Origin of the sequence: Pseudomonas sp. RGM2987 (assembly GCF_022952855.1) — a bacterium.
GTDB lineage: Bacteria > Pseudomonadota > Gammaproteobacteria > Pseudomonadales > Pseudomonadaceae > Aquipseudomonas.
This window is the reverse complement of sequence record NZ_JALJDX010000178.1, coordinates 1-20,091: the sequence shown is the minus strand read 5'-3', so window position 1 is coordinate 20,091 and position 20,091 is coordinate 1. Positions and strand designations below refer to the sequence as shown.

13 protein-coding genes are annotated in these 20,091 nt (G+C 59.7%); all 13 read left to right on the top strand.

From position 1 onward, the window contains the following. The first annotated feature begins 10 nt into the window (after positions 1 to 10). The 13 genes from flgK (at position 11) to fleR (ending at position 20,025) form a co-directional block, all read left to right on the top strand. Complete coding sequence (gene flgK, locus RGM2987_RS10390; RefSeq protein ID WP_245140495.1) at positions 11 to 2,077, top strand: flagellar hook-associated protein FlgK; 2,067 nt, start codon at positions 11 to 13, stop codon at positions 2,075 to 2,077. Between the two features lie 13 nt (positions 2,078 to 2,090). After that, positions 2,091 to 3,656, top strand: coding sequence for a flagellar hook-associated protein 3 (locus RGM2987_RS10385; protein WP_245140492.1), 1,566 nt, complete (start codon positions 2,091 to 2,093; stop codon positions 3,654 to 3,656). 110 nt (positions 3,657 to 3,766) lie between these two features. Next, positions 3,767 to 7,348, top strand: coding sequence for a glycosyltransferase (locus RGM2987_RS10380; RefSeq protein WP_245140541.1), 3,582 nt, complete (start codon positions 3,767 to 3,769; stop codon positions 7,346 to 7,348). 63 nt (positions 7,349 to 7,411) lie between these two features. Further along, on the top strand, positions 7,412 to 10,318 hold the full coding sequence (locus tag RGM2987_RS10375) for a TIGR00180 family glycosyltransferase (RefSeq protein ID WP_245140489.1): 2,907 nt from the start codon (positions 7,412 to 7,414) through the stop codon (positions 10,316 to 10,318). 326 nt (positions 10,319 to 10,644) lie between these two features. Further along, complete coding sequence (locus tag RGM2987_RS10370) at positions 10,645 to 11,571, top strand: ketoacyl-ACP synthase III (protein ID WP_245140486.1); 927 nt, start codon at positions 10,645 to 10,647, stop codon at positions 11,569 to 11,571. A gap of 336 nt (positions 11,572 to 11,907) precedes the next feature. Beyond that, positions 11,908 to 12,756, top strand: a complete 849-nt coding sequence (locus tag RGM2987_RS10365; protein ID WP_245140484.1) for a flagellin domain-containing protein — start codon at positions 11,908 to 11,910, stop codon at positions 12,754 to 12,756. Positions 12,757 to 12,828: 72 nt separating this feature from the next. Beyond that, positions 12,829 to 13,194 carry a flagellar protein FlaG gene (locus tag RGM2987_RS10360; protein ID WP_122569016.1) on the top strand — a complete coding sequence of 122 codons (366 nt, stop codon included), beginning with the start codon at positions 12,829 to 12,831 and terminating at the stop codon, positions 13,192 to 13,194. Positions 13,195 to 13,276: 82 nt separating this feature from the next. Continuing rightward, positions 13,277 to 14,707, top strand: a complete 1,431-nt coding sequence (gene fliD / locus RGM2987_RS10355) for a flagellar filament capping protein FliD (protein WP_245140482.1) — start codon at positions 13,277 to 13,279, stop codon at positions 14,705 to 14,707. Positions 14,708 to 14,835: 128 nt separating this feature from the next. Then, positions 14,836 to 15,231, top strand: a complete 396-nt coding sequence (gene fliS, locus RGM2987_RS10350; RefSeq protein ID WP_245140480.1) for a flagellar export chaperone FliS — start codon at positions 14,836 to 14,838, stop codon at positions 15,229 to 15,231. A gap of 11 nt (positions 15,232 to 15,242) precedes the next feature. After that, complete coding sequence (gene fliT, locus RGM2987_RS10345) at positions 15,243 to 15,539, top strand: flagellar protein FliT (RefSeq protein ID WP_245140477.1); 297 nt, start codon at positions 15,243 to 15,245, stop codon at positions 15,537 to 15,539. A gap of 169 nt (positions 15,540 to 15,708) precedes the next feature. Continuing rightward, complete coding sequence (locus RGM2987_RS10340) at positions 15,709 to 17,184, top strand: sigma-54 dependent transcriptional regulator (RefSeq protein WP_245140474.1); 1,476 nt, start codon at positions 15,709 to 15,711, stop codon at positions 17,182 to 17,184. A gap of 256 nt (positions 17,185 to 17,440) precedes the next feature. After that, positions 17,441 to 18,631, top strand: coding sequence for an ATP-binding protein (locus RGM2987_RS10335; RefSeq protein WP_245140539.1), 1,191 nt, complete (start codon positions 17,441 to 17,443; stop codon positions 18,629 to 18,631). Between the two features lie 5 nt (positions 18,632 to 18,636). Then, positions 18,637 to 20,025, top strand: a complete 1,389-nt coding sequence (gene fleR / locus RGM2987_RS10330) for a sigma-54-dependent response regulator transcription factor FleR (RefSeq protein WP_245140472.1) — start codon at positions 18,637 to 18,639, stop codon at positions 20,023 to 20,025. Positions 20,026 to 20,091: the final 66 nt, after the last annotated feature.

The following is a 20,091-nucleotide window of genomic DNA, read 5'->3' as shown; positions in this document are numbered from 1 at the left end:
GGTCTGAACCATGAGTTTGCTCAACATAGGGATGTCGGGTCTGTCCGCAAGCCAGACCGCGTTGGTGACCACGGGTAACAACATCGCCAACGTCGATACCGCCGGTTATTCACGTCAACAGACCGTGCAGACCACCAAGGCGTCGAACCAATACGGCAACGTGTTCATCGGTTCCGGCACGACCCTGGCCGACGTGCGTCGGGTGTATAACTCGTACCTGGAAGCGCAATTGAAGACCACCACGTCGCTCAATAGCGACGCGGCGGCCTATCAAGGGCAGATCACCCCGCTGGACTCCCTGCTGTCGGACAGCGGCACCGGCCTGAACGGCGCGTTGACCAAGTTTTTCGCTTCGGTGCAGAACGTCAACGCCAAGCCGGGCGATGATGCGTCCCGGCAATTGCTGCTCAGCGATGCCCAGGCCCTGAGCAACCGTTTCAACTCGGTTTCCAGCCAATTGACGGCGCAGAGTGACAACATCAACGGCAACTTGTCGAACATGGTCGAGCAGGTCAATAACCTGGCTTCCACCATTGCGCAACTGAACAAGAAAATCGCCGAAGTCTCCAACGCGGGCGGTGCGCCTAACGACCTGTTGGATTCCCGTGGCGAGGCCATTCGCCAACTCTCCACCTTCACCGGTACACAGGTGGTGGAGAACGGCAGCAGCCTGGACATCTACCTGGGTTCCGGCCAGCCGCTGGTAATGGGCAACATCACCAATACCCTGCAAGCAGTGCCGGACAAGAACGATCCGGGGCGCTTGGGCATCCAGCTCAACAGCGGTTCCAGCTCCATGGACCTGACCTCGGTGCTCACCGGTGGCGAGATCGGTGGCCTGATGCGCTACCGCAGCACTGTGCTCGACCCGGCCATGAACGAGCTGGGGCGCGTGGCCCTGGTGGTCGCCGACCGGATGAACAGCATCCAGGCTACCGGCATCGACATGAACGGTGCCTTCGGCTCCAATCTGTTCAGCAACATCAACAGCGCGGCGCAGATGAGCCAGCGCAGTGTGGCCTCGTTGAACAACAGTGCCGGCTCCGGCAACTTCGATGTGGCCATCAAAGACTCCGGCAAACTGACCACCAACGACTATAAAGTGACGTTCACCAGCGCCACGGGCTATATCGTCCAGCGCTTGCCCGAGGGTACGTCGATGGGGGCCTTCAGCACCACGACGACGCCAGCTCCGGTGATCGACGGGTTCGCGATGACCTTCTCCGGTGGCGCTGCGGCGGCCGGTGATTCGTTCAAGATCACCCCGACCCGCAACGAGGCGGGCAACATCAAGACCGAAATGACCGACTCCAAGCGGTTGGCGATTGCCGCGCCGCTGGGCGCTGCCATTGCACCGGGCGGCAGCGGCACGCTGACCATTCCGGCCAGCGGCCAGCCGACCATGACGACGAAGCTGGACATTTACGACACGGCCACCACGTCCATCATCCAGAACGGCATCAAGAATTCGATGCCGGTCAAGGTGGTGTTCGGTGCGACGTCCGCCGATGGCACCAGCCAGGCCTATCAACTGCTGGATGCCAAAGGCGTCCAGATCAGCAATGGCACCATCAAGCCCGGCGAGAGCAACACCCTGAGCCTCAGTGTTCCGCTCAAGGACGCCAGCGGCAACCCGATCATGGATTCGTCCGTGCCGCCGGTACAGCGTACCGTCGCGTTCGACATGTCCATCGCCGGGGCGCCATCCCAGGGTGCGGGCATCACTATCAGCCTCAGCCAGCCCGGCAGCCTGGACAACCGTAACGGCACGATCCTGGCCGGTTTGCAGACCGCCAAGGCCGTCGACACCGGCTCGGCCAGCAAAGGCATTTCCCTGAACGATGCCTACGGCAAACTGGTGGAAGGGGTCGGCGCCAAGGCCGCCCAGGGCAAGCTGGACAGCGCCGCCACCGGCGCCATCCTGAACAACGCCAAGAACGCCCGCGACTCGCTGTCGGGCGTGGACCTGGATGAGGAAACCGGCAACCTGGTCAAGTTCCAGCAGTACTACACCGCGTCTTCGCAGATCATCAAGGCTGCGCAACAAATCTTCAGCACATTGATCAACAGTCTTTAAGGAGCCGTAGCCCATGCGCATTTCTACTTCTCAGTTTTACGAAAGCACGGCTGCGAACTACCAGAAAAATTTCGCCAAGGTGGTCAAGACCAGCGAAGAAGCCAGTAGCCTGGTGCGGGTGAACACCGCCGCCGATGATCCGGTGGGTGCCTCGCGTCTTCTGCAGTTGGGTAACCAGGCGTCGATGCTTTCCCAATATGAAGCCAACGTCACCACCATCAAGGCGACCCTGGGCACCACCGAATCGGTGATGACCAGCATCGGCAACGTGCTGCAGCGCGCCAAGGAATTGGCCGTGAGTGCCGGTAACGCGGCCTACACCGACTCCGACCGTAAGGCTGTGGCTTCGGAGTTGGGGTCGATCGAAGAGCAACTGCTGAGCCTGATGAATACCAAGGATGAAAACGGCAAATATATCTTTGCCGGGTCCAAGGGCGATGTCGTTCCGTTCACCCGCAACGACGATGGCACCTACACCTATAACGGCGACCAGGTTACCCTGGACCTGCCGATCGGCGACACCATGTCGATGGCCACCAACAGCACCGGCTGGGAGACCTTCCAGCAAGCCGTCAACACCAGTCGCAGCCAGGTCACCATGACCGCGCCGGCGGTGGATGATGACCGCGTCGTGTTGACCAACGGCCAAGTTTCGTCCAGCGTGACCTATAACAGCCAGTTCCGCAGCGGCGAACCGTACACAGTGGAGTTTGTCAGCGGCACCCAGTTGAAGATCACCGATTCGGGTGGCAACGATGTGACCGCCGAAGCCAGCAAGGGCGGTGTAATCGATCCCAACAAGCAGGCCGGGCAGAGCGTGAGTTTTCGCGGCGTCGACCTGACTTTGAACGTCAACCTGCAAGCGGGCGACGTGGCTGGCACGGTGTTGCCCGGCCATACCTTCACGCTGGCGGCCAAGCCTGACAGCTTCACCCCGGCCCGCAGCCCGGGCAACGCCAGCGCCACTCAGATCACCGGCAGCGCGATCACCGATCCGGTGGCCTACCACGCCAGTTTTCCGTCGGGCTCGGCAGTGATGAAATTCACCAGTGCCACGGATTTCGACCTGTACGCCGCGCCACTGACTGCTGACAGCAAGCCGGTGTCCAGCGGCACCCTGGCAGGCAACGTGGCGACCGCCTCCGGCGTGAGCTTCACGCTCAACGGTGCCCCGGCCGCCAACGATCAGTTCAGCATCGCGGTCAACACCCACGAGACGCAGAACATCTTGGACACCGTGAACCAGTTGCGCTCGGCATTGGAAACGCCAGTCGATGGCAACAACATCGCCGGCCAGAAACTGAACGCGGCACTGGCTTCGGCCATAGGTAACCTGGCCAGCGGCACTGACCAGTTGACCAGTGCATTGAGTGCGGTCGGCGGGCGCGGCCAGGCGCTCGATACCCAGAGCGATACCAATCAGAGCTTCGTGCTCGCCAACTCGCAGACCCAGTCGGCAATTCGTGATTCCGATCCGGCCGAAGTGATGACGCGCCTGACCTTGCAGCAGACTATGCTGCAGGCATCGCAATTGGCGTTCAGCAAAGTCTCCCAGTTGGGATTGTTCAACAAAATCTGATCCAAGGCAGGGGGCCGTGACGCCAGAGCGGTCCCCTGACCCGTTTCCTTCACGATTCAGGACGTCCTGCTCTCGCCTGAGTTGACGCCCGCCGGTTGAGAGCCATGCGTGTGAAATCAGCTCCTCTTGTCAGTATTGCCATCCCCGCGTTCAACCCACGCTTTTTCAATCTCGCCTTGCAAAGTGCGCTCGAGCAGACCTACGAGAACCTTGAGATTGTCATCTGCGACGACTGTCGCACCGATGAAATCGAGCGGGTCGTCCAGGAACTTGGCGCCGGCTCCGATGTTGCGGTGCGTTACTTGCGCAACACTACCCGGTTGGGATTCCAGCAGAACTTGTTGCGCTGCCTGGAAGAGTCCCGGGGCGAGTTCATCAAGTTCCTGTGTGATGACGATCAGTTGCTGGCGTGCTGCGTCAGTCAGCAGGCGGCGATCCTGCAGGAGCATGCGCAAGTATCGCTGGTAATCAACAGGCATCATTTAATCGATGCAGACAATTATGCCTTGCCGGTCCGCGTTGAAAACACGGGCATCACGCTGTTCGATGCGATGTTCAACGGCACAGACATGCTGGCGTATTTTGAAAAAACCGGCCGTAATATTCTCGGCGGCTTGAGTGGCGCATTGATGCGCCGTACCGATGTCGATGCCTTGCTGCCAGCGTTGGCGCGACCCGGTGAAGGCTTTGAGGCTGTCCTCGATTTTGCTTTGTTCATCTGCCTGCTGCGCCGGGGCAATCTGGTCCAGCTTTATGCCGAAGGAAGTGGCCAGCGATTGCATCCAGAGCGCCTGGCACGTCAGGCCAGGATGCTTGAGGCGGCCACGGTGGAGCTGACATGGCTCAAGGAAATGCTGGCCCAGCGCAGTGGCGAGCCGGCGCCCGCCAGTGGCTGGGTGCGTTACCAGGCGCTGGGGCAGGCCAGGGAGCCGGGGGCGTCCGAGTGGGAGGAAATCAACGTCTACTCGCTCATTGCGACCCGGCAGGGTGTCATTGGCTCGCAAGTCGGTACTGACATCGAAAGTTACGCAGAGCTCTACGCTCAGTGGTTGACGTGTCGACGTTTCAGTCCATTGCGCAAGCAAGTCTTGTCCCGGCAGATCGCTCGCTGGGCCTATCGGCCGATGATTGTCCCGGTCATCATCGACGTGCAGGACGATCCTTATGCGTTGGGCATTACCCTGCAGAGTATCGCTGTCCAAGCCTATGCCTGCGAATCGGTGCTGCTGCTGTCCAATGGGCGCCAGGCCGTGGACAACCATGTCCTGCGCCTTGGCCTGCAGGCGGACTGGGCGCAGCAGCTCAATGGACTGTTGCCTCAACTGGACGGCGCCGACTGGTTCTACCTGCTGCGTGCCGGCGATCGCTTGACCGAGTCTGCGCTGCTGATCATGGCCGACCGGATTGTCAGCTCGCCGTCTGCTGCCTGTATCTACAGTGATGAAGGTGCGCTGGTGGATGACAAGTCGGTGGAACCGATCTTCAAGCCTGACTTCAATCTCGACCTGATGCGCGGTTATCCCTATGTCGGCCGGGCACTGGCTTTCGAGCGTGCGCGATTCCTTGCCTCGGGTGGATTCGATTCGAGCCTGGGCGAATTGGCGCCCCATGACTTGATCTGGCGCCTGGTGGAAACCGATGGGCCGCAGGTCATCGGTCACATTCCGGAAGTCCAGGTCGAATCGACGTTTTCGTTTGCCCAATGGCTATCGTTACCTGAGGTCATCGAGCAAAACGGCCGGTTGATCAGCGCTCATCTACAACGTATCGGCGCGCCGCACCGGCTTCATCCGGGGGCGGTCCTGGCGTTGCTCCCACGCATCGAATACCAGTTCGACGAGCGACCACTGGTGTCGATCGTCATCAGCGTCAAGGATGACCTGGACGCGCTGGAGCGTTGCGTCAACAGCCTGATCAGCACGACCGCCTATCCGCATTACGAAATCATCATTGTCGATAATGCCAGTGACAACGCCGAGCTGGCGCATTGGCTACGGGCCATGGCCGAACTGGGCAGCGAAAAGCTACGAATATTCGTGCGCCCCGAAATTGCCAGCGAGGCAGTGATCCGTAACTTCGCCGCGCAACAGGCCCGCGGCGAATACCTGCTGCTGCTCAACCCCAATTGCATCGTGTGTGAAGCCGCCTGGCTGGACGAATTGCTCAATCAGGGGCAGCGTCCTGAAGTCGGTATCGTTGGCCCTCGCACACTCAACCTGCAGGGCCGTGTCATCGACTCCGGCCTGATAATGGGGCTGGGTGGGTTGGCGGGCAGGGCTTTTGTCAACGAATCGGTGACTTCTGGCGGCTACATGCAGCGCTTGCAGGTGGTGCAAAATTGGAGCGCTGTCGGCGATCAGTGTCTATTGGTGCGCAAACGGGTTCTTGAGGAGGTGGGCGGGTTCGATGAGACGATCACGACACAGGGCATCAATTCTCTGGAGTTATGCCTGCAGGTCGGGAAGAGCGGTTACCTGATTGTCACCACACCTTATTGCGACGTCGTGTTGGCGCCTGGCGTGGACACTCATCGCGAGTCTTCGTGGAAGCAACGATTGGAGCTGGAGCAGGAAGCGTTCTACCAACGCTGGTTGCCCAGGATCGCCAACGATCCGGCCTACAACCATAACCTGACCCTGACCGGGAAAAGCTTCAGTCTTGAGCCTGGGCCACGCACCGGATGGAATCCGTTGATTACCCGCAACGTACCCTCGATCCTGGGATTGGCGCTCAACACTTCGGCGGTGGGGCATTACCGTGTAAGCCAACCGCTATTCGAACTGGAAGCGGCTGGGCGGATCATCGGGCGTGTTGCCTACGATATGCCTTCGATCATCGACATCGAGCGTCAGTCGCCGGACGTGGTCGTGCTTCAGGGTCGCTATAACATCGGCAAATTCAAGGACATCACCCAGGTCAAGAACTACTCCAAGGCCATGCGCATCTACGAGTTGGATGACTACGTTGCCAGGATCCCGGAGAAAAACGAACACAGCCGAAATATGCCGGACAACCTCGAGGACATGTTGCGCAGAGGGATCGGCCTGTGTGATCGGGTCGTGGTCTCCACCCATCCGTTGGCGGACGTCCTGTCCAGCATGCACCACGACATCCGCGTCGTGCCGAACATGTTGGCTGCCGGCCTGTGGAATCAGCTCAGAAGCCAGCGTGCGACCTCCAGCAAGCCGCGTATTGGTTGGGGCGGCGGCACCAGCCACCGTGGTGACCTGGAACTCATCGCCGATGTCGTTCGGGAACTGGCTGACGAAGTCGAATGGGTATTCTTTGGCATGTGCCCGGATTTGCTCAAGCCCTATGTCCATGAGTTTCATACTGGCGTGAGCCTGGCGACTTATCCGGCAAAGCTTGCCAGCCTGAATCTCGACCTGGCCTTGGCGCCGCTGGAGTTCCATATTTTCAACGACTGCAAAAGCAATCTGCGCCTGTTGGAATACGGTGCGTGCGGCTATCCCGTCATTTGTTCGGATACCGAGGCTTACCGGGGACACCTGCCTTGTACCCGGATTCTCACCAACAGCACCGAAGAATGGCTGGAGGCCATCCGTATGCACCTGGCAGACCCGATTGCCAGCTACCGGATGGGCGACGAATTACGTGAAGTGGTGTTGCGCGACTTTATTTTGCGCGGCGATAACCTGCAGTACTGGGCCAATGGTTGGCTGCCGGATTGATGGGTTTCAAGCTTGAAACTCCCGGTGTCGCTGATGCGATCACCCACTCGTTAAGGAATGAATATGCAAAGCAATGTCCCAACAGGATCGACCGCGCCGTTGAATGAACGATTGACCCTGGTGCTGCTCGCTCACGACCAGTCGACTGCCCTGCGGCGGGCGTTGCGCCACTACCGTGACAGTTCGTTCGCCGTACTGGTGATCGACTCTTCGAGCCTGAACCACGCCGACATCGCCGCAGCTTCCCCCAGTGTGCAATACCTGCACGCACCCACGGCCATTGGTTTCGGCGAAAAGGTTCGCCAGGCCGTCGAGCGAGTCGCCACGCCGTACCTGGCGATTGCCGATGCGGAGAGTTTCCTGCTGCCCCAGGCGCTCGAACAGGCGTTGAGTTTCCTGGAAGCGAACGCTGAGTACAGCGCCTGCCAAGGCTACAGCCTGGCGTTCGAGGCCCACGCCGATCGTGTCGACTACTACCTGCTCGATCGCAAGGGCAGTGACGACTACCGCGGTGCATCGGCCGAAGGGCGGCTGGCCGCGTTTGCCGAGGATTGCCCGTCGCTGGCCAATGCCCTCGTGCGCACTGAAACCCTGCGGCGCAGCTACGCGTCGTCGCCCACCGGGTTTGATTCGCGATTGCAGGAAGCCGGCCATTCCTATGGTTTGGTGAGCGAAGCCTCGGTGCGCTTGCTGGACATTCCATACGGTCTGCATGAGCGCGGTCGCGTGGCGCCGCCGCTAAGCCCGTCCGCGTTGGCGCCGGGGTCCCAGGACTTGCATGCGGCCGCCGAACAGGAACGCCTGGCCACGACGTTGGCCAGTGCATTGGGCACGGGTGCCTCGACGCGGGAGCACGCCAAAACCATCGTGAAGAAGCTGGCCGAGCGCTCGGTGCCCCAGTCCGGCAAGCTGCTGGAGTCCTCCTGGGATTCGCGGCGTGGCGAACCGGTTCGCCGTTTCGAACCGACGCAGTACGTTGAGATGCCTTTCTATAACCGGGCATTTTTTGACCAGCTCACCGACCTGGAATTCCTGCTTCATGCGGCGCCAAGCGGGCAGGTGCAGTTGAGGGAGCTGGAAGCTGTCATGCTCAAGCAGAAGGAGCTGTCTCGCCCCCAGCGCAACACCAGTGCCGAGCCGCTTGATGAACAACTGGCGAGGGCTTTCCTGAGCTATGCCTTCAACCAGGACCTGAACAAGCAACTGCTCGATCTCATGCAGGCCAAGGGTGACAAGCGCTACGTGCAAATGCTCCAAGCTTGGGACCAACGGCTCAAGGCGGCGGCGTTTGAAAATACCGCGAGGTTGTTCGATACCACGCGCTCCGGCCAATTGCTGGGCTGGCTCGAAGCGCGTGAACCGAGCGCCAGTGACACCCGGAAAGTCTCCAAATATCTGGCCGCCCGCAACGGTGGCCCGACGTTCGGCATTTTGATCCTGGACCTGGACGCCGATATCTTCAAGATGCAGGCAACTTTCGACAGCGTCATCAATGGCTATTGCCGGGCGTTCAAGATTGTTGTGTTTACCACCGGCGATCTGCCGGCCGAGACGACATCAAAGAATGTCCTGCATTTCGTCAAAGTCAACGAAAGCAATTACGTCGACAAGATCAACCAGGTGGCCAGCCAGAGCGATTGCGATTGGATGGTCATGGCCGAGGCCGGTGATGAATTGACGCCGGGCGGCCTGTTCCGCGCGGGTGTGGAATTGCTGACCGCTCCACAGTGCCAGGCTGTGGCAATGGATGAGTTCCAGCGTCAGCCCGACGGGACGCTGGCCGATGTATTCCGGCCGGGGTTCAACCTCGACTTGCTGCTGAACGCCCCGGCCTTGATGGCCCGTCATTGGCTGGTACGCCGCGAGACGTTGGTCAGGCTCGGCGGCTATTCCCGCGAGTTCAAGCAAGCGATGGAGTTCGACCTGCTGTTGCGCTTGATCGAGCAGGACGGCCTGGAGGGCCTTGCCCACCTGGATGAGCCGCTGCTGATTAGTCAGGCGCCACCGGTGGAGGACAACGCCGATGAACGCAAGACGCTGCTGCGTCACTTGGCGGTAAGGGGTTATCAGGCCGACGTGAGCACGGCGGTGCGGGGCACGCACAAGATCGACTACCGCTTTGCCGATCGCCCCATGGTGTCGATCATCGTCCATGGCGTCACCGAACTGGCGGCGTTGCAGCGTTGCTTGCTCAGCGTGCTGCAACGCACTCGTTATCAGCGCTACGAGGTGTTGGTCCCGCTCATGGCGGCCGAGCACGCGACGCTGCGCACCTGGCTCGGCGGCCAGGGGCATCAGGCCAGTCGCGTGCGGTTGCTGGAGATCGAACCGGGCGTCGCGACGGGGTCCTTGATCAACGCCGTCAGCCAGGAGGCCAAGGGTGACTATCTGGTGACCCTGGCGGCCGACAGCGAGGTGCTCAACGTCAACTGGATCGAATCGCTGCTCAATCAAGCCTTGCGTCCGGAAGTCGGTGTGGTCGGCGCCAGGCTGATCGAGCGCGATGGACGTATCACCCAGGCCGGCCTGATCCTGGGCCTGAATGACGAAGTCGGCTCGGCCTTCATCGGCGAACCGAAGACCGCCAGAGGCTACATGAACCGGTTGGTCGTCGAGCAGAATTGTTCGGCGGTATCTTTTGCCTGCTTGATGATTTCCAAACAGCTATTCAACGCTGCTGACGGCATAGACACTGGACTGTTCGACGATGCCTTGGGTGATGTGGACCTGTGCCTCAGAGTCGGCCAGGCTGGGTACCTGACGGTATGGACGCCACACGTGCAAGTGATCCAGCCCGGCGTGCTGGCAAGTACGCCTGATGCTCTGGTGGCGCTGCGGGAGAAGTGGTCCGAGGCGTTCGCTCAGGATCGGTTCTACAACGGCAACCTGGCGTTGCAAGGCGCGGGCTTCACCCTGGGACCGGTGCGCAACGTACCCTGGACCGCCTTGCTGGACGAGCCCGGCGCATAACCCTGCCTCGCAAGCCTTCGGCGTCGGCAGCTTAAAGCTGCCGGCGCTCTGGCCCAAATACGCCGCCATTCTGAAGATTCCTGCCCAGTGCCCCCCACCTTTGCAAACAATGACACTGCTTCGTTTGTCATGAAAAAATGCCCTTCCCGGGCAAATGCGCGTGACGCATAGGTCATAAAGTGCATCTTCACTGTATTGTATTGCCAGGAGTGGAGGCTCGTTCATTCGCCTGAAAAGGCGCCCGCCCCAGCAAATCAACCATTTTTGAAGCGTCCCTGAGCTTTTTGGGGATGAACCAAATCGCATTTTATGATCGGGAAGCCATGATGATTGGCATAAAAAGCATAGCGAGTTATGTGCCGACCGCTGGTGTGGATAACTACGCTCAGGGTGCCAAATTCGAGAAGGATGAAGAGTTCATCCTTGGCAAGATCGGTTCGGCGTTCCTGCCGCGCAAGAACGCGGACCAGGAAACCTCCGACCTGTGTGTCGAAGCAGTCAATGCATTGTTCGCCAACAACCCGGGCCTTGCGCGCGAATCGATCGATGCGCTGATCGTCGTCACCCAGAACGGCGACGAGGAAGGCCTGCCTCATACCGCAGCCATTGTGCAGGACAAACTGGGCCTGCCGACCCATGTGGCGGCGTTTGATATTTCCCTGGGCTGTTCGGGCTATGTCTATGGCATCTACGCCCTGAAAGGCTTCATGGAGGCTGCTGGCCTGAAGAATGGCCTGCTGGTGACCGCTGACCCGTATTCGAAGATCGTCGACCCAGAAGACCGCAACACCACCATGTTGTTTGGCGATGCCGCCACGGCGACATGGATGGGCGAGGGGGCCGCCTGGCAACTGGGTAAGGCGAAATTCGGCACCGATGGCTCAGGCGCGCCCCATTTGAAAGTCAGCGATGGCGTGTTTTTCATGAACGGGCGCCAGGTTTTCAACTTCGCCTTGGTGAAAGTGCCGGCTCACCTGCATGAACTGCTGAGCGAATCTTCGCTACAGCCAGGCGACATCGATGCGTTTTGCATCCATCAGGGCAGCGCAGCGATTGTCGATGCCGTGGCGCGACGTTTTGAAGGTGAACCGGAAAAATTCATCAAAGACATGGTCGAGACCGGCAATACCGTGTCCTCGAGTATTCCATTGCTCCTGGAAAAGCATGTCCTGGATGCCAATTGGAAGCGCGTGGCAATCAGTGGTTTTGGTGTAGGCCTGTCGTGGGGCTCGGCGATCCTCTATCGCGACTGATTCACACCGGAATATAAATGTGGGAGCGGGCTTGCCCGCGAAGGCGTCGGTACTTCAGCACATATACAAGCTGATCCACCGCTTTCGCGAGCAAGCCCGCTCCCACATTTTTTGCTTGCGATTTCATGGCGCAGGTTTTTGACGTCATTTTTCGGCGCTTTGCTCCCCGCTAAACCCTTGTTTTGCAAGGGGTGGCAGTCTGCTAGTAAATATTTTGAAAAAAGCCCTCAAGCAAGTTCCCAATCCGACGATAACTATTACGAAGGTTCTCTAGGCCACACCCCGGCGGTTGCCAAGGGCCGGAAGCCGCAGTACCCAACCAACGAGGAATTCGTCATGGCTTTAACAGTAAACACCAACACCACTTCGCTGAACGTCCAGAAGAACCTGAACCGTGCTTCCGACGCTCTCTCTACTTCGATGACCCGCCTGTCTTCCGGCCTGAAAATCAACAGCGCCAAAGACGACGCCGCCGGCCTGCAGATCGCTACCCGTATGACCTCGCAAATCCGCGGTCAGACCATGGCGATCAAAAACGCCAACGACGGTATCTCCATGGCGCAGACCGCTGAAGGCGCGATGCAGGAGCAGACCAACATTCTGCAACGTATGCGTGAACTGGCCATCCAGTCCCGTAACGATAGCAACAGCGCAACCGACCGCGTCGCTCTGAACAAAGAGTTCTCGCAGATGAGCGACGAACTGACCCGTATCGCCAACAGTACCAACCTGAACGGCAAGAACCTGCTCGACGGCACCGCCAGCACCATGACCTTCCAGGTCGGTTCGAACACCGGTTCCGACAACCAGATCTCCTTGACCCTGAGCGCCAGCTTCGACGCTACGAGCCTGGGTGTTGGTTCGACAGTCACCATCCTTGGTTCCGACAGCGCTGCCGCCGAAACCGCTTTCTCGGCCGCCATGGACGCAATCACCAGCGCGATCGACACCATCAACAGTGCTCGTGCCGACCTCGGTGCTGCACAAAACCGTTTCTCCAGCACCATCTCCAACCTGCAGAACATCAACGAAAACGCCAGTGCTGCACTGGGTCGTGTACAAGATACCGACTTCGCTGCTGAAACTGCGCAACTGACCAAGCAGCAGACTCTGCAGCAAGCGTCTACCTCGGTTCTGGCCCAGGCCAACCAACTGCCATCCGCTGTACTGAAGCTGCTTCAGTAATAGCCGGATGAGTTTTAGCGGGGGAGTGCGCTTGCGTGCTCTCTCGCTTTTTCCGTTCAAGAGGTGATGGACATGGATATGAGCGTGAAGCTGAACTTGTCTTATCCAGCGGCGAAGCCGGCACCTACAGTGGTCGACAAGCCAGTGGAGAAGCCTCGAGCCGAAGTTGCTACCGTGACCCCGGTCAAGGAAGCTCCCAAGGACGCTGCCGCCGAGCAGGACAAACTCAAGAAGGCCGTTCAGGAAATCGAGAAGTTCGTCCAGTCGGTCAAGCGTAATCTGGAGTTCTCTATTGATGAGCCTTCAGGCAAAGTAGTGGTCAAGGTGATTGCCAGTGGTTCCGGTGAAGTGATTCGCCAGATCCCGAACGAAGAAGTTCTGAAACTGGCCAACAGTTTGAATGATGCAAACAGCTTGTTGTTCAGCGCCGAAGCCTGACAATAGGCACGAATTTCGTTGCTATGTACTTTTGGGCGTTGTAGGGGTCAAAAGGCCGGCGACACACTGAAGGGAGTTCCACATGGCAAGTCCAATTCTACCTGGCTTGGGGTTAGGCTCCGGCCTCAACACGACTGAGATCGTCAAGGCGCTGGTTGATTCTGACAAGGCCGCCAAGCAAGGTCAGATCACCCGAGCGACGACGACGACTGCCAACAGTATCTCCGGGGTGGGCACCCTGAAGTCGTTGTTGGCAGCTTTCACCACCGCCATGAAGGACTTGTCCAGCACAACGACTCCGCAATTCTCGGGTTTTGCTGCGACATCCTCTACCCCCACAGTACTCACGGCTACAGCCAGCAACTCTGCGGTGGGCGGCACCTATGCGATCAAGGTCGAAAATATCGCGACCGCTTCCAAGGTCACCTCGGCGGCCTTTGCCGGCGGTACTAGCAGTGCCATTCCGAGCGGCACGTTGACCATCAAGCAGAACGGCGTCGACTACAACCTCAATGTGGGGTCCGGTGCGACTCTCCAATCGGTTCGTGACGCGATCAACGCTGACACTTCGCTCAAGGCAGCGGGTTTCAGTGCCAACATCATCACCGACTCTTTCGGTTCGCGCCTGGTGCTGGGCTCAACCACTACCGGCGCAGGTTCCGACATCTCGGTGACCGGTATCGCCGGGTTGGAGATTGATGGGACGAACGTCGTGGGTGCCGGGGGGGCTGCGCTGACGGCCAGTTCGGCGGGCGCCATCGGTGCCCTGGCCCAGGATGCCAAGTTCTCCGTCGATGGCATGGCGTTGACCAGCAAGAGCAATACGGTCAGCACAGCGATTTCCGGGTTGACCTTGAATTTGCTCAGTGGTGGGCCGAGCGCGAGTTCAACCGTTACTGTTGCACCGAACAACGATGGCCTGAAAGCCTCGATCCAGAAATTCGTCGATGCGTATAATGCGATCGCCAATAGCATCACTGCGCTGACCAAACCGTCGCTCGACGACGATGGAAAGCTGACGGTGCCGGCAAAATTGACCGGTGACGCATTGCCCCGCTCGCTGTTGGCGGCGATTCGAACGCCCTTGTCTGAATCCGGCGCTGGCGACAAGTTGACCTCGCTGGCCCAGTTGGGTATTACCACCGATCAGAAGACGGGAGCGTTGAACTTCGATACCGTCAAATTCACTACAGCGATGGGCGATAAAAAGCTCAGTGGTGAAGTCCAGACGTTGTTCACTGGTACCAATGGCCTGCTGGAACGCATGGGCAAGGCGATCGAACCCTTCAGCGAGAGGGGTGGCATCCTCGATCAGCGGACCACTACGCTGACCCAGACCCAGACCCGTCTGAAGAACGATCAGGAGGCCCTGGACCGACGGGTCGAAACCCTGACCGCTGTTCTGACCAAGAAGTACAACGATATGGATACCCTGGTCGGCAAGCTGAAGGCTACTGCCAGCAACATCACCTCGATGTTCGAAGCAATGGCGGCTCAGCAGAAAAACAGCTGATTTCGACCGCTGCAGAAAGCCCGGTACGGTTGATAGCGTTCCGGGCTTTCGGCTTTTCGGTCTAAAGTTTTTTGACGCAGCGTCGATACGCTGTTTATACGAACCAAAGTTTTTTGATGAGGTAGAACATGAATCCGATGTTGGCCCTTCGCCAATACCAGAAGATTGGGGCCCAGGCGCAAACCTCCGAAGCAAGTCCCCATCGTCTTGTTCAAATGCTCATGGAGGGTGGCCTGGACCGCATCGCGCAGGCCAAAGGTGCAATGGAACGCAAGGACATTGCCAGCAAGGGCATATTCATCAGTAAGGCCATCGGTATCGTCGGCGGCCTGCGCGAAGGCTTGGACCTGGAAAACCGGGCCGAGTCGGTTGCCGAATTGGATGCGCTCTACGCCTACATGATGAAACGTTTGACCGAAGCCAACGTCAAGACTGATCCGAAGATCCTCGACGAAGTCGCCGATCTGCTTCGCACGGTCAAGGAAGGTTGGGATGCCATTGCCACGCCTGGCCCGCAATTCTAAGGAGCACTCTCATGAGTCTTGTCTTGCAGCGAATAGAAAATACCCGTGATGCACTGGTCAATGCCTTGGCCGAGCGCAACTGGGAGGCGATCGGTCAGTTGGACATGACGTGTCGTTCCTGCATGGAAGACGTGCTGAGCGAGTCCGACGTGGATCAGGGGGCGCTGCGCGACAATCTTGAGGAGTTGCTGGGGGTCTACAAGCAATTGCTGGAGGCGGCTACAGGGGAGCGCCAGGCGGTCGTCGACGAGATGTCGCAGATCCATCAAGCACAGAACGCGGCAAAGGTTTACCATCTGTTCGGTTAATACTCAGTTAATCCGAATCCGTTGCGCCATAAATTTGACTGTGAACGGTTTTTTGACTTAACTAGTAACTGTTTTCAGATTTCAGGCGTCTACAGGCATAACAAGTCTGCAAGCGTCTAGCTTGCCCCCTAATTCCGGGCATTGGGTTGACTAGGGAAGTTGCTATTGCATGTGGCGTGAAACCAAAATTCTCCTGATCGATGACGATAGCGTCCGCCGCCGTGATCTGGCGGTGATCCTAAATTTTCTTGGTGAAGAAAATTTACCCTGCGCAAGCCATGACTGGCAGCAGGCTGTCGACTCTTTGTCCTCCAGTCGCGAGGTCATTTGCGTCCTTATCGGGACGGTAAGTGCGCCTACCACGCTTTTGGGCTTGTTAAAGACACTCTCCACCTGGGATGAGTTCCTTCCCGTTTTGCTGATGGGCGAAAATTCTTCTCTTGACTTGCCCGAAGACCAGCGTCGTCGGGTCTTGTCGACCCTGGAGATGCCGCCCAGCTACAGCAAATTGCTCGATTCGCTGCACCGTGCCCAGGTCTATCGCGAGATGTATGACCAGGCCCGCGAGCGCGGCCGTCATCGTGAGCCCAACCTGTTCCGTAGCCTTGTCGGTACCAGCCGTGCGATCCAGCACGTTCGCCAGATGATGCAGCAGGTCGCCGACACCGACGCCAGCGTATTGATCCTTGGCGAGTCGGGCACCGGCAAGGAAGTGGTTGCGCGCAACCTGCACTACCACTCCAAGCGTCGCGAAGCGCCATTCGTGCCGGTCAACTGCGGCGCGATTCCGGCCGAGTTGCTGGAAAGCGAGCTGTTCGGCCATGAGAAGGGTGCCTTTACTGGCGCGATCACCAGTCGCGCCGGGCGTTTTGAGCTGGCGAACGGCGGTACGCTGTTCCTCGACGAAATCGGCGACATGCCGCTGCCGATGCAGGTCAAATTGTTGCGGGTCCTGCAGGAGCGCACCTTTGAGCGCGTGGGGAGCAACAAGACCCAGAGCGTTGACGTGCGGATCATTGCCGCGACCCACAAGAATCTCGAAACCATGATCGAGATTGGCAGTTTCCGCGAAGATCTTTACTACCGCCTCAATGTATTCCCGATTGAAATGGCGCCACTGCGTGAGCGGGTCGAAGACATCCCGCTGTTGATGAACGAGCTGATTTCGCGCATGGAGCATGAAAAGCGCGGCTCGATCCGCTTCAACTCGGCGGCGATCATGTCTCTGTGCCGTCACGGCTGGCCGGGCAACGTCCGCGAGTTGGCGAACCTGGTGGAGCGCATGGCGATCATGCACCCCTACGGCGTGATCGGTGTAAACGAGCTGCCGAAGAAATTCCGCTACGTCGACGATGAAGACGAGCAAATGGTCGACAGCCTGCGCAGCGACCTGGAGGAGCGGGTGGCAATCAACGGCCATACCCCCGACTTCAGCGCCAATGCCTTGCTGCCGCCGGAAGGCCTGGATCTCAAGGATTACCTGGGAGGCCTGGAGCAGGGTCTGATCCAGCAGGCCCTGGACGACGCCAACGGTATCGTTGCCCGTGCCGCCGAGCGCCTGCGCATCCGGCGTACCACGCTGGTAGAGAAGATGCGCAAGTACGGCATGAGCCGTCGCGAAGGAGACGAACAGGCGGATGATTGACGCCTGTTTAACCATCCGCCCCTGATTCATGGTGAGTATGCTCCCCTGTGGCGGGGGAGCGTGCTCCCGCTGGGTTGCGCAGCAGCCCCAAAAACAGGGCCGCTTCGCGCTGGTGCGCCAGCCCGGCCCAGCGGGAGCAAGCTCCCTCGCCACAGGTTTGACCATCCTTCCGGCACGCCTATTGCTACAGCCCTCGCAACGTCCGTTTAACTGACGGTCAGCCACGCGAGAGAGCACCATGACCCACGCCGCCCAGATGTCTCCTGTCCCCGAGCCGGGGCACATGCCGTCCGTTGAGCAGGCCAGCCGGCTTGGGCTTGAGCAGTCATTTTCGCTGTTCAACCAGGTGTCCACTCAGCTGAGCGATTCCTACAGTCTGCTGGAAGCCCGGGTTACCGAGCTCAAGGGAGAGCTGGCGGTGGTCAGCGCCCAGCGCATGCAGGAACTGGCGGAAAAAGAACGCCTGGCCAATCGTCTACAAAACCTCCTGGATCTGTTGCCCGGTGGCGTGATCGTCATTGATGCTCACGGTCGCGTGCGCGAAGCCAACCCGGCCGCCTGCCAATTGCTTGGCCTGCCGCTGGAAGGGGAGCTGTGGCGCCAGGTCATCGCTCGATGCTTCGCCCCGCGTGAGGACGATGGTCACGAAGTCTCCCTCAAGGACGGCCGGCGCCTGTCCATCTCGACCCGTTCGCTGGACGCCGAGCCCGGGCAGTTGGTGTTGCTCAACGACCTGACTGAAACCCGTCATCTGCAAGACCAACTGGCCCGCCATGAACGGCTCTCTTCCCTGGGGCGGATGGTCGCTTCCCTGGCTCATCAGATTCGTACCCCGCTTTCCGCCGCGCTGCTCTACGCCAGTCATTTGACTGAACAGCAACTGCCGATGGACACCCAGCAACGTTTCGCCGGGCGCCTGAAAGAACGCCTGCACGAGCTCGAGCACCAGGTGCGCGACATGCTGGTTTTCGCCCGTGGCGAGCTGCCGTTGACGGATCGCGTCAATCCCAAGGCGCTGCTGCAAGCGCTGCAGGCGGCTGCCGCAGCTCATGTCCGGGATCTGCCGATCCGTTGGCAATGCGACAGCCACCACGGGGAGGTGTTGTGTAACCGCGACACCCTGGTGGGCGCGGTGTTGAACCTCATCGAGAACGCGATCCAGGCCAGTGCCGGCGAGGTCCGGCTCAAGGTGCATCTTTATACCCGCGACAACGTCCTGCGCCTGTGCGTCAGCGACAGCGGCAGCGGTATCGAGCCGGCGGTGCTGGCGCGCCTGGGCGAGCCGTTCTTTACCACCAAGACCACCGGCACCGGCCTGGGCCTGACCGTGGTCAAGGCTGTGGCCCGGGCCCATCAGGGAGAATTGCAACTGCGCTCGCGGTCGGGGCGTGGCACCTGTGCGACGGTGTACCTGCCGCTGTTTTCCAGCGCGCCAGAGGTGGAGTGAAGGTAATGGCGATCAAGGTATTGCTGGTTGAGGATGATCGAGCCCTGCGCGAAGCACTGGCCGATACGCTGATATTGGCCGGGCATGATTATGCTGCGGTGGGTTCGGCGGAGGAGGCATTGCTCGCCGTTGAGCGGGAAGCGTTCAGTCTGGTGGTCAGTGACGTCAATATGCCGGGGATGGACGGCCACCAGTTGCTCGGGCTATTGCGCGCGCGCAAGCCGCAGTTGCCGGTGCTGCTGATGACCGCCCACGGCGCTGTCGAGCGAGCGGTGGATGCCATGCGTCAGGGTGCGGCGGATTATCTGGTCAAGCCGTTCGAGCCCAAGGCGCTGCTGGAACTGGTGGCTCGCCATGCCTTGGGCAGTCCTGCTGTCGAGGGCGAAGGCCCGGTTGCCATCGAGCCGGCCAGCGCGCAGTTACTGGAACTGGCAGCGCGCGTGGCTCGCAGTGATTCAACCGTGTTGATCTCCGGCGAGTCCGGCACCGGCAAGGAGGTGCTGGCGCGCTACATTCACCAGCAGTCCCGGCGGGCCAACGAACCGTTTATTGCAATCAACTGTGCAGCGATTCCCGACAATATGCTCGAGGCCACCTTGTTCGGTCACGAGAAAGGTTCGTTCACCGGGGCCATTGCCGCCCAGGCGGGCAAGTTCGAACAGGCCGACGGCGGCACGATCCTGCTCGACGAAATTTCCGAAATGCCCATGGGCCTGCAAGCCAAGCTGCTACGGGTATTGCAGGAGCGTGAAGTGGAGCGGGTGGGGGCGCGCAAGCCCATCAGTCTGGATATTCGCGTGGTGGCGACCACCAACCGCGACCTCGCCGGAGAAGTGGCGGCGGGGCGCTTCCGTGAAGACCTTTATTACCGCCTGTCGGTATTTCCCTTGGCCTGGCGTCCGTTGCGCGAGCGCACCGCCGATATCTTGCCGCTGGCCGAGCGCCTGCTGACCAAGCACGTCAATAAAATGAAGCATGCGGCGGCCCGGCTTTCAGCTGAAGCCCGCGCCTGCCTGGTGGCTTATCCCTGGCCCGGCAATGTCCGTGAACTGGATAACGCGATCCAGCGGGCTTTGATCCTGCAACAGGGCGGGTTGATCCAGCCGGAGGACTTCTGCCTCGCCGGCCCGGTCGCCTGTGCGCCATTGCCTGCCTTGCCAGCGGCGTCGACGTTCGTGCCCTCGGCGCAAGTCGATAGCGAGTCGGCCGGTGCCTTGGGCGACGACCTGCGCCGCCGCGAATTCCAGATGATCATCGACACCCTGCGCGCCGAGCGCGGGCGTCGCAAGGAAGCGGCCGAGCGCCTGGGCATCAGCCCGCGTACCTTGCGCTACAAGTTGGCGCAGATGCGCGATGCCGGGATGGACGTCGAGGCTTACCTCTTCGCCAGTTGAGTTATTCCCTTGTGGGAGCGGGCTTGCTCGCGAAAGCGATTTTCCAGTCACCGTTGCATTGACTGA

Coding starts and splice junctions, on each gene's coding strand:
- flgK (WP_245140495.1), top strand. CDS start 11: ATGAGTTTGCTCAACATAGGGATGTCGGGTCTGTCCGCAAGCCAGACC.
- RGM2987_RS10385 (WP_245140492.1), top strand. CDS start 2,091: ATGCGCATTTCTACTTCTCAGTTTTACGAAAGCACGGCTGCGAACTAC.
- RGM2987_RS10375 (WP_245140489.1), top strand. CDS start 7,412: ATGCAAAGCAATGTCCCAACAGGATCGACCGCGCCGTTGAATGAACGA.
- RGM2987_RS10370 (WP_245140486.1), top strand. CDS start 10,645: ATGATTGGCATAAAAAGCATAGCGAGTTATGTGCCGACCGCTGGTGTG.
- RGM2987_RS10365 (WP_245140484.1), top strand. CDS start 11,908: ATGGCTTTAACAGTAAACACCAACACCACTTCGCTGAACGTCCAGAAG.
- RGM2987_RS10360 (WP_122569016.1), top strand. CDS start 12,829: ATGGATATGAGCGTGAAGCTGAACTTGTCTTATCCAGCGGCGAAGCCG.
- fliD (WP_245140482.1), top strand. CDS start 13,277: ATGGCAAGTCCAATTCTACCTGGCTTGGGGTTAGGCTCCGGCCTCAAC.
- fliS (WP_245140480.1), top strand. CDS start 14,836: ATGAATCCGATGTTGGCCCTTCGCCAATACCAGAAGATTGGGGCCCAG.
- fliT (WP_245140477.1), top strand. CDS start 15,243: ATGAGTCTTGTCTTGCAGCGAATAGAAAATACCCGTGATGCACTGGTC.
- RGM2987_RS10340 (WP_245140474.1), top strand. CDS start 15,709: ATGTGGCGTGAAACCAAAATTCTCCTGATCGATGACGATAGCGTCCGC.
- RGM2987_RS10335 (WP_245140539.1), top strand. CDS start 17,441: ATGTCTCCTGTCCCCGAGCCGGGGCACATGCCGTCCGTTGAGCAGGCC.
- fleR (WP_245140472.1), top strand. CDS start 18,637: ATGGCGATCAAGGTATTGCTGGTTGAGGATGATCGAGCCCTGCGCGAA.